This window comes from Arthrobacter sp. D5-1 (genome assembly GCF_017357425.1).
In the GTDB taxonomy this organism is placed as follows: Bacteria; Actinomycetota; Actinomycetes; order Actinomycetales; family Micrococcaceae; genus Arthrobacter.
In genome coordinates, this window is sequence record NZ_CP014571.1 from 150,636 (window position 1) to 166,946 (window position 16,311).

The following is a 16,311-nucleotide window of genomic DNA, read 5'->3' on the forward strand; positions in this document are numbered from 1 at the left end:
GCCAGCCCCGTAACCTGCCTTGTCCTGGTTCCAAGGACGGGGGACTGGCCTCAGGGTCTGGCAGTGTGGGGTTCGTGGGTTTTCCTTTTGCGGGGGCAGGATGGTGGCATGTTTGAGGGTTTCGAGGAACGCCACATCGACGTCGGGTCGTGCAGTCTGTTTGTCCGTTATGGTGGCGAAGGCCCACCGGTTCTGTTGCTTCACGGGCATCCGCGCACGTCCGCTACATGGCATCGGGTCGCTCCTCAACTGTTGAACGCGGGATTCTGTGTCGTTTGCCCCGACCTCCCGGGTTACGGACAGTCGAGCAAACCGGCCCCGACAGTGGACCATGCAGCCCATTCAAAGCGCGCGACCGCCCGGCACATGGTCGCACTTATGGCGGAACTGGGTCACGAGCAATTTAGGCTCGTGGGACATGACCGGGGCAGCTACACTGCGCTGCGACTGGTCTTGGATTATCCCGGAATGGTCTCCAAGGTCGCGCTGCTCGATTGCATCCCCATCAGTGAGCATCTAGCCAGGGCCGATGCGAGGTTCGCTACAAAGTGGTGGCATTGGTTCTTCTACGCCCAACCAGATACCGGACAGCTGGTATGGCGGGAGCGCGGCGGCAATGGGGCAGGAAAACTACGATGAGTGGCGCAGGGCGATCCATAACCCGGACACGGTGCGGGCCATGCTTGAAGATTACCGGGCGGGCGTGACCATCGACCGGCAGCATGAGGAAGCCGACAGGCAGGCGGGAAGGGCAGTTACCGTGCCCCTGTTGCTGCTCTGGTCGCTCCGGGACGACCTTGTAGATCTCTACGGCGATCCGCTCAGGGTCTGGGAGCGGTGGGCGATCGATGCTCGCGGCTACGGCATCGATTCAGGGCACCACATGGCCGAGGAAGTCCCGGACGAGTTATCCTCCGCCTTGCTGGGATTCCTTTAACTGCACCGTTCCGTTCTGCAACTGAAAAGAAGGCTGGAACGAAATGGCACGTCCTTTGACTATGGGGGAGAACCTCACCGCGGACGCATGGTCCATCCAAGGGCAACTTCCCCGCTGGGCAAGGGGCATCTATGAGGAACGCCCAAATGTCTCGGACGTCAGTGTCCCGGTTCCACGGAAATGGCACATCCGACTGCACCGCCAATATCGGGTGACGAGCCTGTCTTGTAACTAACGATGATCACCGATCTCGAAACACTTAGTCGCAAGTCTCGCCGGGGTTCAGAATGGCAAGCTGCGCAGGGGAGCAGAGCTACATCAGTGAGACGTCTCTTTATCCCAAGGGTTACGAGATGTGAGCTACCGCCAGGTCTCATTGGCTGGTTAGACTCGGGCGGTGAGTGTTAGCGGCCATGAAAAACTGCCCATAGGCGGCCACGAAAGTGCCCACTGACGGCCAGTAAAACTGCCCGATGGTGGCCATGAGATCTGCCCACTTCCTTACTGAACCGACCGCGTCTTAAGCGGTGGGAGCCTCTCCCTGGGGTTTGATGACGGTGTCTAAGCGCACCAAGCGAACCAGGAAGAGGCCCTGTATGAAGTCTGACGGAGAAATCATGGAAATTCTTGCTGCCTACGACCTGACCGGATCGTTGCGCGCCACTGCGGAGCTCACGGGCTGCTCGCACCACACTGTTGCCAAACACGTGACCGCCCGGGACGCAGGCCGGCCGATCGGGGAACCGACGGCACGGGGCCGGGTCACCGACCCGTTCCTGCCCAAGATCGAAGAATGGGTGGAAGCCTCCAAGGGCCGGATCCGCGCTGACAAGGCCCACGAGAAGCTCCTCGCTCTGGGCTATGCGGGTTCGGAGCGCTCCACCCGCCGGGCGATTGCGCAGGTCAAGGACGCGTGGCGGCTGGGCCACACCCGCGTCCATCGGCCGTGGATCACTGAACCTGGGATGTGGTTGCAGTACGACTTCGGCGACGGGCCACGGATCGGCGGGGTGAAGACGATCCTGTTCGTGGCGTGGCTGGCGTTCTCACGCTTCCGCATCGTGATCCCGCTCAAGGACAGGACGGCGCCGAGCGTGTTCGCGGCCCTGGACCGGTGCTTCCGGATCCTCGGCGGAGCACCGACCTATGTCCTCACGGACAACGAGAAGACCGTGACCACCTCCCACGTTGCCGGGGTCCCGGTGCGGAACCAGCAGACCCTGGACTTCGCCCGGCACTACGGGGTGACCGTGCTGACCTGCCAGCCCGCGGACCCGGCCACCAAAGGCGGGGTGGAAGCGTCCGTGAAGCTCGCCAAGGCCGACCTCGTGCCCAAAGACACCAACCTCCGCGACGAATACGCCACCTTCGCCGAGCTCGAGGCCGCCTGCACGGCGTTCATGGACGAGGTCAATCACCGTGAGCACCGGACGACGCGGCGCAAACCCGCAGCCATGCTCGCCGAGGAAGCCCCGCGGCTGCACCGTATCCCGGACACCGCCCACACGGTCGCCTTCGGACTCGCCCGCATGGTTCCGGAGAACACCCCAATGGTCACCTTCGAAAACGCCCAGTACTCCGTCCCGGCCCACCTGCTCGGAGCCCGGGTGTTCGTCCGCACCCACGGGACCGGGCCCGGCGAGCAGGTCATCATCGTCCACCACGGCACTGCAGGGCCCGTCGAAGTCGCCCGCCATGATCGGGCCCGGCCCGGCAGTCCCGCCATCAACGACGAACACTTCCCGGGAACCCGGACCAGGGTCCCCGGCGATTACGAGGTCAGGGCCCGCAGCGCGGACGAGGCAGCGTTCCTGGCCATCGGCGAAGGCGCCAGGACCTGGCTGATGGAGGCCGCCGCGGCCGGGACCGCACGGATCAACGTGAAAATGGCAGAAGCCGTCACGCTGGCCAAAATCGCCGGCACCGACCAGGTCGACCGGGCCCTGGGCGACGCCGCACTACATGGCCGGTTCGCGCACCAGGACCTCGCCTCGATCCTGAACGCCAACATCCGCCGCACGACCACCCACGCGGCCAACGAAGCCACCTCCCTGACTCAGGGAACCGGCGCGTGGGCCGCGATCGGCAACCCGACCCTGAACACCACAACCAACACCACGACCAAAATCACGCCGGAGGAGGCCCGATGAGCCCCGTCACCACAGCCAACACCGCCGCTCCGCCGTTGCCGGCGGACCTGGAAGCCCTTATGCGGTCCCTGAAAATGCCCCACGCCCGTGCACTGGCACCGGACCTGATCGCGACCGCCCGCGCCCAGCGGTGGGAACCAACCGAGGTCATCAAAGCACTCTTCACCGAGGAAGCCGCCGGTCGGGCCCGGTCCATGCTCGCTTCCCGCCGCAAAGCAGCAGGCTTCCCGACCGGGAAGACCTTCGAGGCGTGGGACCCTGCAGCGTCCTCCATCCCTGCCCCGACCCAGCAGGCCCTCCGGACCCTGGAATGGATCACCCGCAGGGAAAACCTCGTCGTCTGCGGGCCCTCCGGGACCGGGAAGACGTTCTTCCTCGAAGCCCTCGGCCAGCAGGCCGTTGAAGCCGGAATGCGGGTCGCCTGGTTCAGGCTCGAAGACCTCGGCGTCCTGATCCGCGCCCACCGAACCGACGACAGCGTCACCCGGGCCGTGGCCAGGATTCTCCGCGCGGAGCTCGTGGTCATTGACGATATTGGCCTGTTGCCGGTGGCCACGGACGCCGCCGAAGGTCTCTACCGGGTCGTGGACGCAGCCTACGAAAAACGGTCCATCGCGATCAGCTCCAACCTCCACCCCGCCGGATTCGACGAGCTCATGCCCAAAACCCTCGCAACCGCCACCGTTGACCGGCTGCTGCACCACGCCCACGTCTGTCAGACCAGCGGCGATTCCGTCCGCCTCACCCAGGCCCTCGCCGGGAAAGGAGTAACCCGACTGAACTGATCAACCCCACGATGGCCAATCCCGCCGAACCAATCAGTGGGCAGATCTGTTGGCCATCACCGGGCAGTTTTACTGGCCACCAGCGGGCACTTTTAGTGGCCGTCCATGGGCAGAAACAACTGGCCATTGACAGGTGAGAGCTGCCGCAATTTTGGCGTTTCCTCGCCGCTGCTTCAGGGCGCTCCTGTCATTGCGGGGGTTGCATGAGTCGAAACTCATTTCCATCCAACTCTCATTGTCACGGGTTCTCTACCGGAGGAGACTGAGGCGACGGCATCCCATCTCGGACCGCCTGCGAGGCCACCCGGCTGCGGGGCCTCACAGTAGCTTGTAGTGGCCTGGTGGATCAATGAGTTCCATGACACCCATCGAAAAGGCCGCTCAGCGGTCACGCTATCTCTTGCCCTTGCTGACTATCGCACTGATTGGATGTCTCGGCGGGTGCGAGTATGAGTCCGACGACGCATCCCTGCCGTCTGCCAGTTCTCCGATGACGGAGGCTCGCACGGTCCCGCCGCTGCCTGAGAGTCGCGACCCTCGCACGGTCCCGCCGCTGCCGAAGAGTGGCGATATCGACGCCGGCACATATCTAGTCCCCGTCGACGGCTACAAGGAGCCTTTCGAGATCACCGTTCCAGGCGGCTGGTCTGCTCTCGACGGCAATAGCCTGGGCAAGGATGACCCGGATCACCCGGCTGAATGGGCCGTCCACCTGACCCTTGGGTCCGCGTTCTATGTGTCGATGGACGCATGCAACTGGAGGGGTGCCCTTGCCGATGTCGGTCCTGCGGACTGGGCCTTCACTAGGGCTATGGCGGCGCAGTCATCAACGGCAAGCACTCCTCCTGTCAAGATCATGGTGGGCGATTACCCCGGCTTCGAGTTCGACCACTCCGTCGAGGGCGACGTGGACATCCCGGCCTGCGACAGCGGCAAGTTCTGCATCCACTCAGAAATGATGTACCACTGCACACACTGGTACTCGACTCAGAATGAACACGAGACCTACCGGGTGGTCGACGTGGAGGGCCGACGGGCTGTCGTTGCGGTGGGCTATATCGACGAATCGATCAATCCGGAGCTGATAAGAGAGGCGCGCGCCGTTTTCGACTCGATCGTGTTCAGGTCCTTCAAATGACCAGCTGATCCGATAGGCGATCCCGCCCGCGGTCTCCGACTCCTTCTCTGAACCCACCGGGGTGTCTCATAGGCTCTGTGTCTCGAAACGCTGGGGTTTCGAGGCGAGTTCGAGCGGGCGCCGGAGGAGGTTGCCTGCTGGCCCCGCACTAGCCCTGGGTGAGTGATTCGAGGCGACACGGAGCGGCGCAAGAAAACCGCCATTTATCGCCAACATTCACATTCTCGCGACTCCTGACTGATGGGGGAGTGTCCCGCTAATGGTGTCCCACTTCTAAGCGGCTTAGGGGCGCTGCCGCGCCGAACGCGGACGCTGTACGCGTCCAGATGGTGCTGGTGGGTTAGAGGTTGGTGCCGCCGGTGGCGTCGATCTTCTGCCCGGTGATCCAGCGCGCTTCGTCGGAAGCAAGGAAAGCTACGACGCTTGCGATATCGTCGGGCTGGCCCACTCGACCCAGGGCGCTGCTGGCAGCTACCCCGGCCTGGGCTTCGTCGTTTCCGCGGAGCCAACCAGCGTTGATGTCGGTGTCCACGACACCCGGAGCGACCGAATTCACCGTGATTTCCCTGGGCCCGAGGTGTTTGGCGAGAGTCAGGGTAAAGGCCTCAATCGCGCCCTTGGTGAGGGCGTAGCCAATGATTTCCGGGAACGCTATGCGGGTCACGCCGGAGGAGATGTTGACGATGCGGCCCCCGTCAGCGATCCGGGTCAGCCCTTCCTTGACGATGAAGTAGGGTGCGTTGACGTTAACGGCCTGCTGGGTTAGGAAATCTTCCCGGCTGAAGTCTTCAATGGCCCCGCGCAGGGTGACCCCGGCATTGTTCACGAGGACGTGGATCGGCTGGTTCAAGGCGCCGGCTTCTGCAGCGGCTTTGTCGTAGGCGGCCCAAAAATCCTGTGCTGCGGTGTCGGCTCCAAGGTCTGCCTGGAAAGGGAAAGCCTTTCCTCCCGCAGCTTCGATGGAGGCCACCACCTCGGCGGCCGCCTTCCCGTCGTGTCCGTAGTGGACAGCAACAGTCAGGCCTGCGGTGGCAAGGCGGGAGGAGATTGCCGCACCGATCCCTCGGCTGGCTCCGGTCACAACGGCGATGTGGTCTTTGTGTGTTTCGCTCATGAATGAGATACTTACATACGTTTAGCGATCACTACAAGAAAGATTTCGAAAACTTATTGTGGCGCTGACCACAGCATGAAAAACCACTCTCGTGGAGGCAGCCGGAATAGATGCCGGCTGCTGGGGGCTCTTCTTGAGAGGAACGACGAGAGGACGACGATGTCAGGAAAAGCAGGCCAAGGCCGGAAATTCAATATCGACGACGCCCTGGAAGCAGCCACTTTGGTCTTCTGGGACAGCGGATACGAGGGCACCTCCTTGGCGGAGCTCACAAAAGCCATGGGCATCAACCCACCCAGCCTGTATAAGGCCTTCGGCTCCAAGGAAGACCTCTTCTTCTCCGTCGTGGACCACTACAACGCAACCCACGGAAGCTTCATGTCCACCGCGTTCGCAGAAGAAGAGAGCGGCCTGAAACTCATGCGTCGGCTGCTGATAGAAGCCGCCGACCACTACCCGTCAAGGACATTCCCGGGAGGCTGTCTGGTGATCAGCTCCGCCGTCGCGGTCACCTCCGCGAACCGCCACGTCGCAGAACGATTGTCCAAAATGCGCAACGACAACATCCTGGCCATGGCAGAAGCACTGACCCGGGACCGCGAAGCAGGCCGGATCTCCAAATCCACCGACACCCATGCAATGGCAGCCTTCGTCGGCGCGACACTACAAGGAATGAGCCAGCAAGCCCGCGACGGCGCAAGCAATGAGGACCTCCTCCGCATCGCCCACTACGCCATCACCGCCATCGGGGCCTAACAAGCGACACGGCCAGACGCCACGCGGCCAGTCCAGACCGCCGGGGTGCAGCAAGGGCGTGAAGCCAGCCCGCCACCACTCTGAAGAACTCCGGCAACCCGTGAGCGTGTCGGCTTCCTCAGGATCGTCCCAGCCACGGTTCCACTTCCAAGGAAGTGGAACGCCTGATCAGACGGTTGGAAGTGGGTGGACTGCGCCTGCCTCAATAGCCTAAGCGCCGCACCGGCATCTGCGGTTGCTGCTCAGGAGGCGGCCGACTTGCTCAGTGGGTTGTCCGGCGAGGGTTCTCGAGGGCCTGAAGGAACACTGAACAAGGGCATGAGCCACTGAATCAACGGTCCGATCAGAAACGCTTCGGCCACGGTACCGATCCCGAGGGTCCCGCCCAGCAACCAGCCGGCTGCGGCAACTGTTACCTCGATCAATGTGCGGCAAGTGCGGATTGACCAGCCGGTCCGCTGCGCCAGGCCGGTCATCAGCCCGTCCCGTGCACCTGGGCCGAAGGAGGCCCCAAGGTAGCAGGCGCTGCCGACGGCCAGGAGCACCAGCCCCCCGGCAAGATAGACGACTTGCCAGAGTAGTCCGTTGGCTTGAGGAATCAAAGGTATCGACAAGTCGACGAAGGCGCCGATCAACACGGCGTTCGCCAGAGTGCCCCAACCCGGGCGCATCCTCAGGGGGATCCATAGGAGGAGCACGAGAAAGCTGACCGCGATGATGACCATTCCGGTGCTGATTCCCGTCAGCCGGCCCAGACCTTGATGAAAGATGTCCCAAGGGGAGATTCCAAGTCCAGCTTTGATGAGGACGGCGATGGAAAAGCCGAAGAGTGACAGGCCTGCGAGTAATTGAATGATTCTGCGTACCAACATCACACCAGCCTCCCCCAAACTGGCTCTGAAATATGTAGCCAGTTTGGACCTCTGGCTACCTCCAGATTCACGCCCCTGTGGATCTCATAAGGCACCCGTATGCCTGTCAGCGGTTGAAACCTCGGGAGCCGTGTTCGCGTGGGACATCCCCTTGATCAGGCCCACCAGGGCGTTGCCATGCGTCAGTTGAGGATGGTGCCCGGCGCCCGTCACCGTGATCAGCTCAACATTTGGAAGTGACTCGAGCTGCTCAACTGCTCCTGGGGTGATGGGGTCCTCGCTTCCCACGATGATGCGGACCGGGCCGCTGAAACGCCCCAGCGCTTCCCGTAGTTCAGCACGCCATTGCTTGGAGCCCGCCAGGGCGAGATGCTTGGCCACCCTCTTGGCGCTGCTTCGCTTGAGGTCACTGAGGCTGGACGTGAGAGCAGCGGCGCTGGCTTCTGATCCGGTCAGCTGGCGTGACAGCCGTGCGGCGTCAATGTGTCGCAAGTAGGTGGATGCCAGCGGCCATAGTTTGGCCGAAATACCCATCGGGGCTTGAAGGAAGAACGGTGCGATCACCGTGAGGGACTTGACCTGTGCCGGGAGCTGGTCAGCCGCCAATACTGCCGCGGCCGCACCAATGGAGTGGCCGATGAGGTCAACGGGTTCGCCGTCCAGTAGAGCTGGCAGCCACTGTTCCCAGTCCTGAACGCCTGTTCCACTGCTGAGGCCGAGTCCGGGCAGGTCGACGACACGCGCGCCGATGCCCGACGCCACGTCGGCCCACGTGTCTGCATTGACCGGCAAGCCGGGAAGGACAACACGGCTGGATCCGGGTACGCCGAGCTCGAATGTGCGCAGACCGCCGACGTCGACGAATCGACGACCGTCAGACATGTTGGCGCCAAACCGATGAGCGGCCAGATGGTCGGCCCACCGCTCCACGGACACCAGAACATCCGGCATCTGAATCCCGTGTTTGTGGGCGAACTCGACGGCGGACTCTGTCGGATAGCGGTCGGCGGACATGAAGGTGAGCGTCTCGGGATCCGCTTTGGTGATCCGCTGCGGGAGCCGCTTGATGATCCCGATCGGCATCCTTAGCCGTGGGACGTTGACGCCGAGGTGCCGGCCGACATGGGTCAGGAGGTCTGCCAGCGGCGGGGTGGCGTCGTCGAGAATCCAATACGCCTTGCCTGCAGCAGCAGGATCGACCGCTGCTGCCGTCATGAAGGCTGCCAGATAGTCGACCGTGACCACCGGGAGGAACGTCGAGCCGTTTCCGGGCAGTGCGGCTACGGTGCCTTGCCAAATCTGCTCGATGGTCGTGGCCAGCCCGATAAGCTGGTCGGACTCCCCGGTCACGCTGTCGCCGATCAGGCTGGAGGGATTGACGATGGTCCAAGGCACCCCACCCTCCAGGGCCCGGGCCTGGAAGATGGCGTCGGATTCCACCTTGGAGGCTTCGTAGGCGCCAAGTTCCTTGTAGACCGCTGCGCGGTGGTCCTCTGACCATGGAACGGTTTTAGGGTCCTGTCCGCCGACGCGGTAGCCCGACACGTGGACGACGCGCTGCAGGTTGGGGAGGTCCCCGGCGAAGTCGATCAGCTTCTCGACGATGCCGACGTTCGCACTGCGTGCCTCTTGGGCGGTCATTCCGAATCGGTAGGACCCGGCGCAGTTGTGGATCTCGGTGATGGACGGGAATGCCGAGGGCCCGCCCGGGATGATCTCGGGAGCATCGAAGTCGACAATGGTCGTTCTGATGCTCCGTGTCAGACCATGCTCCTTGGCCCATCGCTCGACACCCGCTCCGGACTCGGCGGTCCGAACTGCCGCTGTGACGTTCGCGCCAGCTTTGGCGAGGGACAGGACGAGGTGTCGGCCGACCATTCCTGATGCCCCGAAGACCAGGGCGTGACGGGGGTTTTCGTGAGGCGTCATCGTGTCCCGCCAACGGTCTTGCAGCGCTGGTTGATGAGTTCCGCCACGACGTCAGCGGCCGATAACAGGGGTTGGGTGCTTTGCATGGCGCGGGAGACGATCACCGCCCCCTCAATCGTCGATACAACAACAGTTGCCAGAGACCGGGCTTCCTTGGCGTCAACGCCGCTGGCCTCGAGGAGCGCGGACGTCGGGGCGATCCACGCCTCGAAGGCAGCGGCACACGCCTGTCTCAGCCGCTCACTCTCTGCGCCCATCTCCAGGGTGACCACGGAAACCGGGCAACCCAGTCGGAAGTTGCTCTCGCTGACGATGGTGGCCAGAGCCTCGATCGCGGCCCGGGCAGCCTCAGCCGCGCTGCCGGCGGAAGTTGCTGCCTCCGCAATGAGCGTTTCGAACTGTTTCGCGGCGAGCTCGACCGCTGCGATGCCCAGGCCCTCCTTCCCGTCGGGGAAGTGGAAATAGATGGACCCCTTGGGAGCTGCGGCGTGTTCGATCACAGCATTCAGCCCCGTGCCGCTGTAACCGCTGGTCTGGATGAGCTGGAGCATTGACTCTGCCAGCCGTGCTTTTGTCATGTTTCCTTTTGAGGCCATGAAGAAATAATAGACTGGTCTACATATTTTGCAAACACTCAAGAAGCCAGTCTTCGTGAAACGCCAAGTGCCGCCGTCGTACTTCTTGTAAAAGTACGACGGCGGCACTTGCCGTATGGGGGTCGGTGACCGCTAAGCGGTCTGCCCGGCGTGCTGGCCCTCGGAGATCTCCTCGACCACCTTGGCGTTGAACGCGGGGAGGTCGTCCGGGGTGCGGCTGGTGACCAAGCCCTGGTCCACCACCACTTCCTCGTCGGTCCAGTTGGCGCCGGCATTCTTCAAATCCGTCTGGAGTGTGTGATACGAGGTGACGTTGCGGCCCTTGATCACGCCGGCGTCGATGAGAATCCACGGGCCGTGGCAGATGGATGCCACCGGCTTGTGCTGCTCAAAGAAGGCTCGAGTGAAGTTCTGCGCATCTTTGTCGACGCGGAGATGATCGGCGTTCACGACGCCGCCCGGAAGAACCAGTGCGTCAAATTCGGAGGCATCCGCGTCGGCGACTGCGAGGTCGACGTCGAACGTGTCACCCTTTTCCACGCCGTTAAAGCCCTGGAGCTTTCCCTTGGAGGGAGCTACGAGGGTGGACTCGCCGCCGGCATCCTTGACCGCCTGCCATGGGCTGGTGAGTTCCACCTGCTCCACGCCGTCCGTCAAGAGGAATGCGACCTTCTTGCCTGCGATGTTGTGTTCTGACATTGTTCCTCCTCCATTGCGCGGCGGGGTGCTTTTTAAGCGCGGGCCGCCACTGTGAGAGTTGTTTGTCTGACCTGCTCAAGCCTAGGGAATCCAGCTTTACTAAGCAAGCTGACTAATTTGCCGTCGCATCCGCTACTTGCTTACGTATCGAATATCGATAGAATCAGGTTGTTGTTCGATAAAGGAGTGTCCATGGGAAAGCTGACGATCCTCGCCCTGCGCATAGTGATCGCGATGGTATTGGCGGGTTCGCTGTTCGTGCAGGTACGGATGGTGCCCCTGCTTTCCAACGACCTAGTGGAGGCGGGTGCGCCTGATGGGCCGCGGATTGCGTTGCTGGTCATCGTGGTCCTGGGAATTCTGTGTGTCCAGGTGGTTGCGGTCTGTGTGTGGCGGCTGCTGACGATGGTGCGGCGTGGGACGGTCTTTTCGCACGGAGCGTTCCGTTTTGTGGACGTGATTTTTGGTGCCATCGCTGCCGCAGCAGTGCTGATGTTTGGCATCGCAGTGATCCTGGCGCCCGGCGATATCGCACCGGGAGTCGTCATGCTGATCTGTGGCGCAGCGTTGATGATCGGGGGAGTGGCGCTGTTGGTGCTGGTGCTGCGGACCCTCCTTGCGCAGGCCGTGGCCCGGGACGTTGAGGCGGCCGGGTTGCGGGCCGAGCTCGACGAGGTGATTTGATGCCGATCATCGTGGACATCGATGTCATGCTGGCCAAGCGCAAAATGCCCGTCGGGGTGCTCGCCGAGAAGGTAGGCATCACCCCGGCGAACTTGGCCGTACTCAAGAACGGTCGTGCCAAAGCCGTGCGTTTTACTACGCTCGAAGCGCTGTGTGAGGTGCTGGAGTGCCAGCCGGGGGACCTGCTGCGGTGGGAGTCTGATGATCGCTCGCATACCGCAACCCCATCTGCCGGCGGGCCTCATCCAGCAGTTCCATCGACCCAACCGACTCCGCTGGAGTCATGAACGGGCTCTCGGTCAGCCCGGATTGCAGGCAACGCGTCACCTCACGCAGCTCGTAACTGAATCCGTGTCCGAGCACCTCGAATTTCTCCGTCCGCGGCGTGCCGATGCGTGACTGAATAGTGAGTTCGGCCGGATTGAAAAGCGGAGCAGAGGACCGCAACCAACCTTCCGTGCCTCCCACTGTTATTACACTGGGGCATTCCGCGCCGATGGAGGTGATCAGCTGCGCCTGCGCGCCGCTCTGGTAGTTCAAGGTGAGGGAGTTCTGCAGGTCCACCCCCTCAGGAGTCAGGACTCCGGTGGCGACCATGTTTCGGGGCTCACCGAAAACTCCCAGCGCCCACGTCAGTGGATACACGGCGAGGTCCAGCAACGCTCCACCGCCTGCGGCCGGGTCCCAGATCCGCGCTGTGGGATCGAAGGCGGGCACGAAACCGAGGTCAGCCTGGAGCCAGCGCGGCTCCCCGATCTCCCCCGACTGCAAAATTTCGACCGCGCGGCAGAAACTGGGCAGGAACCGGGTCCACACTGCCTCCATCAGGAATAGTCCACGATCCCGGGCGAGATCCGCCAACTCCTGTGCCTGTACGGCGTTCATGGCGATGGGCTTTTCGCACAGGACATGCTTCCCCGCCGTCAGCGCGGCCAACGCGACAGCATGATGCTGCGCATGAGGTGTGGCGATGTAGACGACGTCGACGGCGGGATCGGCCAGCAGCCGTTCATAGCCCGGCGTATCTCCGACATCCGAATAAGACGCTGCAAAGCCGAACTTCCCGGCAAAGCTGTGGGCCGACGCCTCCGAGCGCGAACTGACCGCCTGGAGAACGGCGTCCTCCAAGAGCGCGAGGTCTTGCACCACGCGTAAGGCGATGGAGCCCGTGGCCACAACTCCCCAGCGGATGGGACGGCCTGTCGCGACGGAAGGCGCGACGGTGCTGACGGGAGCAGGAAGCATGGAAGAGCCTTTCAAGGCAAGGGCTAAAAGCTAGACGGAATCGCGGATCACGATCGACGTTGGCATCCTGTTGACGCGTTCCGCCGGCTTGCCCTCGATCAGGTGAACCAGGGTCTCGGCCATTTTCTTGCCGAGTTCAACAATCGGGTGATGCACGGTGGTGAGGGCGGGGGTGACGGAGGTGGCAAAGGAATCGTCATCAAAACCCACGACGGCGATGTCCTCCGGGATGCGAAGACCCCGGCCTTGGATGGCGGTGTAGGCGCCGGCAGCCATCTGGTCGTTCGCTGCAAAAACGGCGTCAACAGGCACGCCGCGGTCCAACAATCGATGCATGGCTTTGGCGCCCGAGGCCAACGTGAAGTCGCCCTCCTCCACCAAACTTTCGCCAAGACCGGCTTCCCGCACGGCGGTCCTCCACCCCGCCAGGCGATCCAGGCCCGGGGGCATATCTTGCGGACCGGCAATAGTTGCAACGTTCTTTCGGCCGCTCTGGGTCAGTAGACGCGTGACCTCGTAGGCCGCTTGTTCGTTGGCAACATCCACGTAATAGCTTTCCTTGCCACCTACCAAGGGGCGTCCTGCGAACACCATGGGAAGGGACCCCGAGAGGTGCGTCCAGGAGTTGTCGCCGCTGTGGTGCGACACCACCAGGACGCCGTCCACGTTGCCTCCGAGCAAGAAGCTGCGGGTTTTCTCCGGCTTCGACTCAGAGGAGATCACCATGTTCAGGGTGTACTCCGTGTCGGTGAGATACAAGGCGATGCCCTGCACCACCGAGGCGAAGAACGGATCCGCGAAGACCTTGGATGTCGACTCCGGAACGATGAGCGTGACCGCGTTTGCCCTCCGTTTGGCCAAGGAACGGGCAGCACGGTTGGGCGTGTAGTCGAGTGCGAGGATGGCTTTCCTCACGGACTGCGCCATTTCCGGGTCCACACTGGGGCTGTCGTTGACCACGCGGGACACGGTGGCCCGCGACACCCCGGCCAAGGCAGCCACCATTTCAAGGGTGGGTACCGGCCGGGGGCCGCTGGTGTCCTGCGTCATGGTCATCTCCGGAACGTAAGAAAAAGTATGCCTCTGAAGGCTACTTTAGGCGTTCACTGTGGCCGTGGCAGAAGCCTTGGCTGAGGCGATGACCCGGGAATAAGCCAGTCCGCTGTCCTTCACCGTGCGCTCAAAGGTGTCGTAATCCACGCGAACCACCCCGAAGCGTTTGCCGTAACCCCAGGACCACTCAAAGTTGTCCAGGAGTGACCACACAAAGTAGCCGCGCACATCGGCGCCCTGGTCCAGTGCCTCGCCCACGGCCGTGATGTGATCCAGCACGAACTGGGTCCGCTCGGCATCATGGACCGCCCCGTCAGGACTGACGACGTCGTCGTAAGCGGCACCGTTTTCGGTGATGTACAGCGGTGGCAGCGTGGGGTATTCCTCGCCAAGACGCACCAGGAGCTTCCGAAGCCCGTCCGGGTTGACCTCCCAGTTCATGGCAGTGCGCGGCAGGCCGCGGCTGGGGAATGCGATGTCCTCCGAACCGATCCAGCACGACGACGTCGGGCGGGTTGCGCCGCCCGAGTGGCCGTCGCCGTGTTCATCAGTGGGGTGACCACTGATGAGGTCATCGTGGTAGTGGTTGACGCCCAGGAAATCGATGGGAGCGCCGATGATCTCCAGGTCGCCGGGCTTGATGACGTCCCGGATGCCGAACTGCTCAAGGTCGTTGAGCGTGTCCTCCGGGTAAACGCCACGGAGGATCGGATCAAGGAAGATCCTGTTCTGCAGCGAATCGAACCGGCGCGCGGCGTCGAGGTCTACGGGATCGGAAGGATCCCGCGGGATGGAGTTGCTGAGGTTGAGCGTGATCCCCAACTGCTGGGCGCCGCGGCTCCGCAGCTCGTTGACCGCCAGGCCGTGGGCGAGGTGCTGGTGGTGGATCGCTGCGACGGCTGCTTCCGGCTCTTGACGGCCGGGAGCGTGAACGCCGGCCGCATAGCCCAGGAGTGAGGAGCAGAACGGTTCGTTGAACGTAGTCCAGTGCTGAACACGGTCACCCAGTGCTGAATAGACATCGTTCGCGTAGTCGACGAAGCGGTAGGCGGTGTCGCGGTTGGCCCAGCCGCCCTTCTCCTCCAGCGCCTGCGGGAGGTCCCAGTGGTAAAGGGTCAACCAAGGGAGGATGCCGGCGTCGAGCAGCTCATCCACCAAGCGGGAGTAGAAGTCCAGGCCGACGGCGTTCGCAGTACGGCCGCCAGGCCGGACACGGGACCAGCTGGTGGAGAACCGGTAGGAATCCAGGCCCAGCTCCTTCATGATCCTGACGTCCTGGGGCATGCGGTGGTAGTGCTGCACCGCGTCCTTCAGCGTCTCGCCGTTGGCAATGGCACCCGGAATACGGGCGAAAGCATCCCACACGGAATCTTCCTTGCCGCCCTCGTGGCTGGCGCCTTCCACCTGGGCTGCGGCGGTGGCCGAGCCCCAGAGGAAGCCCTTGGGCCACTCCCTGTTAAAGGGGGTGACCGCTGGGTGGTTTGTTGCTTCGAATGGCATTAGCCCTTCACTGCTCCTTGCATGATTCCGGAAATAAGTTGACGGCCCGCCAGGACGAAGAGTGCCAGCAGCGGAAGTGTTGCCATGACGGCGCCGGCCAGGACGATCGAATAGTCCACGTAACGGGCCGACTGCAGTTGGCTGAGCGCCGTCTGCAAGGTGGGGTTGCCGGCGTCGAGCACCAGCAGGGGCCAGAGGAAATCAGTCCATGCCGTCATGAACGTGAAGAGGCCCAGGATTGCCATGGCCGGACGCGCGGCCGGCAGTGCAACATGCCAAAAGGTGGAGATCATGGACGCGCCATCCATACGTGCCGACTCGATGAGCTCGTCCGGGATCACGTCCACCAAGTACTGCCGCATGAAGAAGACACCGAACGCTGTCACCAGGGTAGGGATCACGACGGCGCCGATCTCACCTGTCCAGCCCAGCGTGCGCATCAGCATGAACAGCGGGATGATGCCGAGCTGCGTAGGGATGGCCATGGTGGCGATCACCGCAACCATCAGCCAGTTGCGGCCGCGGAAGCGCAGCTTGGCGAACGCGTATCCGGCCAGGGTGGAGAAGCCCACCACCGAGACGGTGATGATGCCCGAGATCAGGACGCTGTTGCCGAGCGCCAGCCAGAATGGGACGGTGTCGAAGACCTCCCCAACGTTGGTCCAGAAGTTGCCACCAGGGAACAGCGGCGGCCAGGTCTCCCCGAGGGCTTCGTTGGAGCGGCTGCCGATGATCACGGACCACCACAGCGGGTAGGCGGAGGCCAGGAAGAACGCCAGCAGCAACCCATAGGTGAGGAAGCCGGGCCGTCGGCCGTTGCCAAAGAGTGCTTTTCGGGTGGTCATGGATCGGG

Annotated in this window: 16 protein-coding genes and 1 pseudogene; 8 read left to right on the forward strand and 9 right to left on the reverse strand. The window is 62.9% G+C overall.

Annotated features, from left to right (window positions below; translation table 11 throughout):
• Positions 1 to 108 precede the first annotated feature (108 nt).
• The 5 genes from AYX22_RS23950 to AYX22_RS00720 all read left to right on the forward strand — a co-directional run bounded on the left by AYX22_RS23950 (position 109) and on the right by AYX22_RS00720 (position 5,010).
• Entirely contained in the window at positions 109 to 639 is a 531-nt protein-coding gene (locus AYX22_RS23950) for an alpha/beta hydrolase (RefSeq protein WP_242703467.1), read from the forward strand.
• Positions 617 to 937 carry a hypothetical protein gene (locus AYX22_RS23955; protein WP_242703468.1) on the forward strand — a complete coding sequence of 107 codons (321 nt, stop codon included), beginning with the start codon at positions 617 to 619 and terminating at the stop codon, positions 935 to 937. Before AYX22_RS23950 ends, AYX22_RS23955 begins: the two co-directional genes overlap by 23 nt.
• 596 nt (positions 938 to 1,533) lie before the next feature.
• Positions 1,534 to 3,087, forward strand: a complete 1,554-nt coding sequence (gene istA, locus AYX22_RS00710; RefSeq protein WP_071416161.1) for an IS21 family transposase — start codon at positions 1,534 to 1,536, stop codon at positions 3,085 to 3,087.
• Complete coding sequence (gene istB, locus AYX22_RS00715; RefSeq protein WP_071416162.1) at positions 3,084 to 3,872, forward strand: IS21-like element helper ATPase IstB; 789 nt, start codon at positions 3,084 to 3,086, stop codon at positions 3,870 to 3,872. The genes istA and istB overlap by 4 nt, the downstream gene beginning before the upstream one ends.
• A 349-nt stretch (positions 3,873 to 4,221) precedes the next feature.
• Entirely contained in the window at positions 4,222 to 5,010 is a 789-nt protein-coding gene (locus tag AYX22_RS00720) for a hypothetical protein (RefSeq protein ID WP_207595664.1), read from the forward strand.
• A 340-nt stretch (positions 5,011 to 5,350) separates the two neighbouring features.
• Here AYX22_RS00720 and AYX22_RS00725 read toward each other — a convergent pair whose 3' ends face one another.
• The gene (locus AYX22_RS00725) at positions 5,351 to 6,124 is read right to left on the reverse strand and encodes an SDR family oxidoreductase (protein WP_207595665.1); all 774 of its coding nucleotides are present in this window, start codon (positions 6,122 to 6,124) and stop codon (positions 5,351 to 5,353) included.
• 159 nt (positions 6,125 to 6,283) lie between these two features.
• On the opposite strand from AYX22_RS00725, the gene AYX22_RS00730 reads away from it, so the two are divergent.
• A complete protein-coding gene (locus AYX22_RS00730; RefSeq protein ID WP_207595666.1) occupies positions 6,284 to 6,880 on the forward strand; it encodes a TetR/AcrR family transcriptional regulator in 597 nt (198 codons plus the stop codon).
• A 242-nt stretch (positions 6,881 to 7,122) separates the two neighbouring features.
• On the opposite strand, the gene AYX22_RS00735 is transcribed toward AYX22_RS00730, so the two are convergent.
• The 4 genes from AYX22_RS00735 to AYX22_RS00750 all read right to left on the reverse strand — a co-directional run bounded on the left by AYX22_RS00735 (position 7,123) and on the right by AYX22_RS00750 (position 10,976).
• Positions 7,123 to 7,752: a hypothetical protein gene (locus tag AYX22_RS00735; RefSeq protein ID WP_207595667.1), complete on the reverse strand. Its 630-nt coding sequence runs from the start codon at positions 7,750 to 7,752 to the stop codon at positions 7,123 to 7,125.
• A gap of 84 nt (positions 7,753 to 7,836) precedes the next feature.
• Positions 7,837 to 9,681 (reverse strand): alpha/beta fold hydrolase, encoded by a 1,845-nt coding sequence (locus AYX22_RS00740; protein WP_207595668.1) that lies wholly within the window; start codon positions 9,679 to 9,681, stop codon positions 7,837 to 7,839.
• Entirely contained in the window at positions 9,678 to 10,259 is a 582-nt protein-coding gene (locus tag AYX22_RS00745; protein WP_242703469.1) for a TetR/AcrR family transcriptional regulator, read from the reverse strand. The genes AYX22_RS00740 and AYX22_RS00745 overlap by 4 nt, the downstream gene beginning before the upstream one ends.
• Positions 10,260 to 10,409: 150 nt before the next feature.
• The gene (locus AYX22_RS00750; RefSeq protein WP_207595670.1) at positions 10,410 to 10,976 is read right to left on the reverse strand and encodes a type 1 glutamine amidotransferase domain-containing protein; all 567 of its coding nucleotides are present in this window, start codon (positions 10,974 to 10,976) and stop codon (positions 10,410 to 10,412) included.
• Between the two features lie 192 nt (positions 10,977 to 11,168).
• Here AYX22_RS00750 and AYX22_RS00755 point away from each other — a divergent pair, with 192 nt between their 5' ends.
• Together AYX22_RS00755 and AYX22_RS00760 are read left to right on the forward strand one after the other, a co-directional pair.
• Entirely contained in the window at positions 11,169 to 11,660 is a 492-nt protein-coding gene (locus tag AYX22_RS00755) for a DUF2975 domain-containing protein (protein ID WP_207595671.1), read from the forward strand.
• The gene (locus AYX22_RS00760) at positions 11,660 to 11,947 is read left to right on the forward strand and encodes a helix-turn-helix transcriptional regulator (RefSeq protein ID WP_347565757.1); all 288 of its coding nucleotides are present in this window, start codon (positions 11,660 to 11,662) and stop codon (positions 11,945 to 11,947) included. Before AYX22_RS00755 ends, AYX22_RS00760 begins: the two co-directional genes overlap by 1 nt.
• A gap of 595 nt (positions 11,948 to 12,542) precedes the next feature.
• Here the strand turns inward: AYX22_RS00760 and AYX22_RS24360 are convergent.
• From AYX22_RS24360 to AYX22_RS00780, 4 genes and pseudogenes are all read right to left on the reverse strand, one after another.
• Positions 12,543 to 12,905, reverse strand: a pseudogene (locus AYX22_RS24360) (Gfo/Idh/MocA family oxidoreductase); the annotation flags it as partial.
• Positions 12,906 to 12,935: 30 nt separating this feature from the next.
• A complete protein-coding gene (locus tag AYX22_RS00770) occupies positions 12,936 to 13,955 on the reverse strand; it encodes a LacI family DNA-binding transcriptional regulator (protein ID WP_207597414.1) in 1,020 nt (339 codons plus the stop codon).
• 45 nt (positions 13,956 to 14,000) lie between these two features.
• Complete coding sequence (locus tag AYX22_RS00775) at positions 14,001 to 15,458, reverse strand: GH1 family beta-glucosidase (RefSeq protein ID WP_207595673.1); 1,458 nt, start codon at positions 15,456 to 15,458, stop codon at positions 14,001 to 14,003.
• On the reverse strand, positions 15,458 to 16,303 hold the full coding sequence (locus AYX22_RS00780) for a carbohydrate ABC transporter permease (RefSeq protein WP_242703656.1): 846 nt from the start codon (positions 16,301 to 16,303) through the stop codon (positions 15,458 to 15,460). Before AYX22_RS00780 ends, AYX22_RS00775 begins: the two co-directional genes overlap by 1 nt.
• Positions 16,304 to 16,311 lie beyond the last annotated feature (8 nt).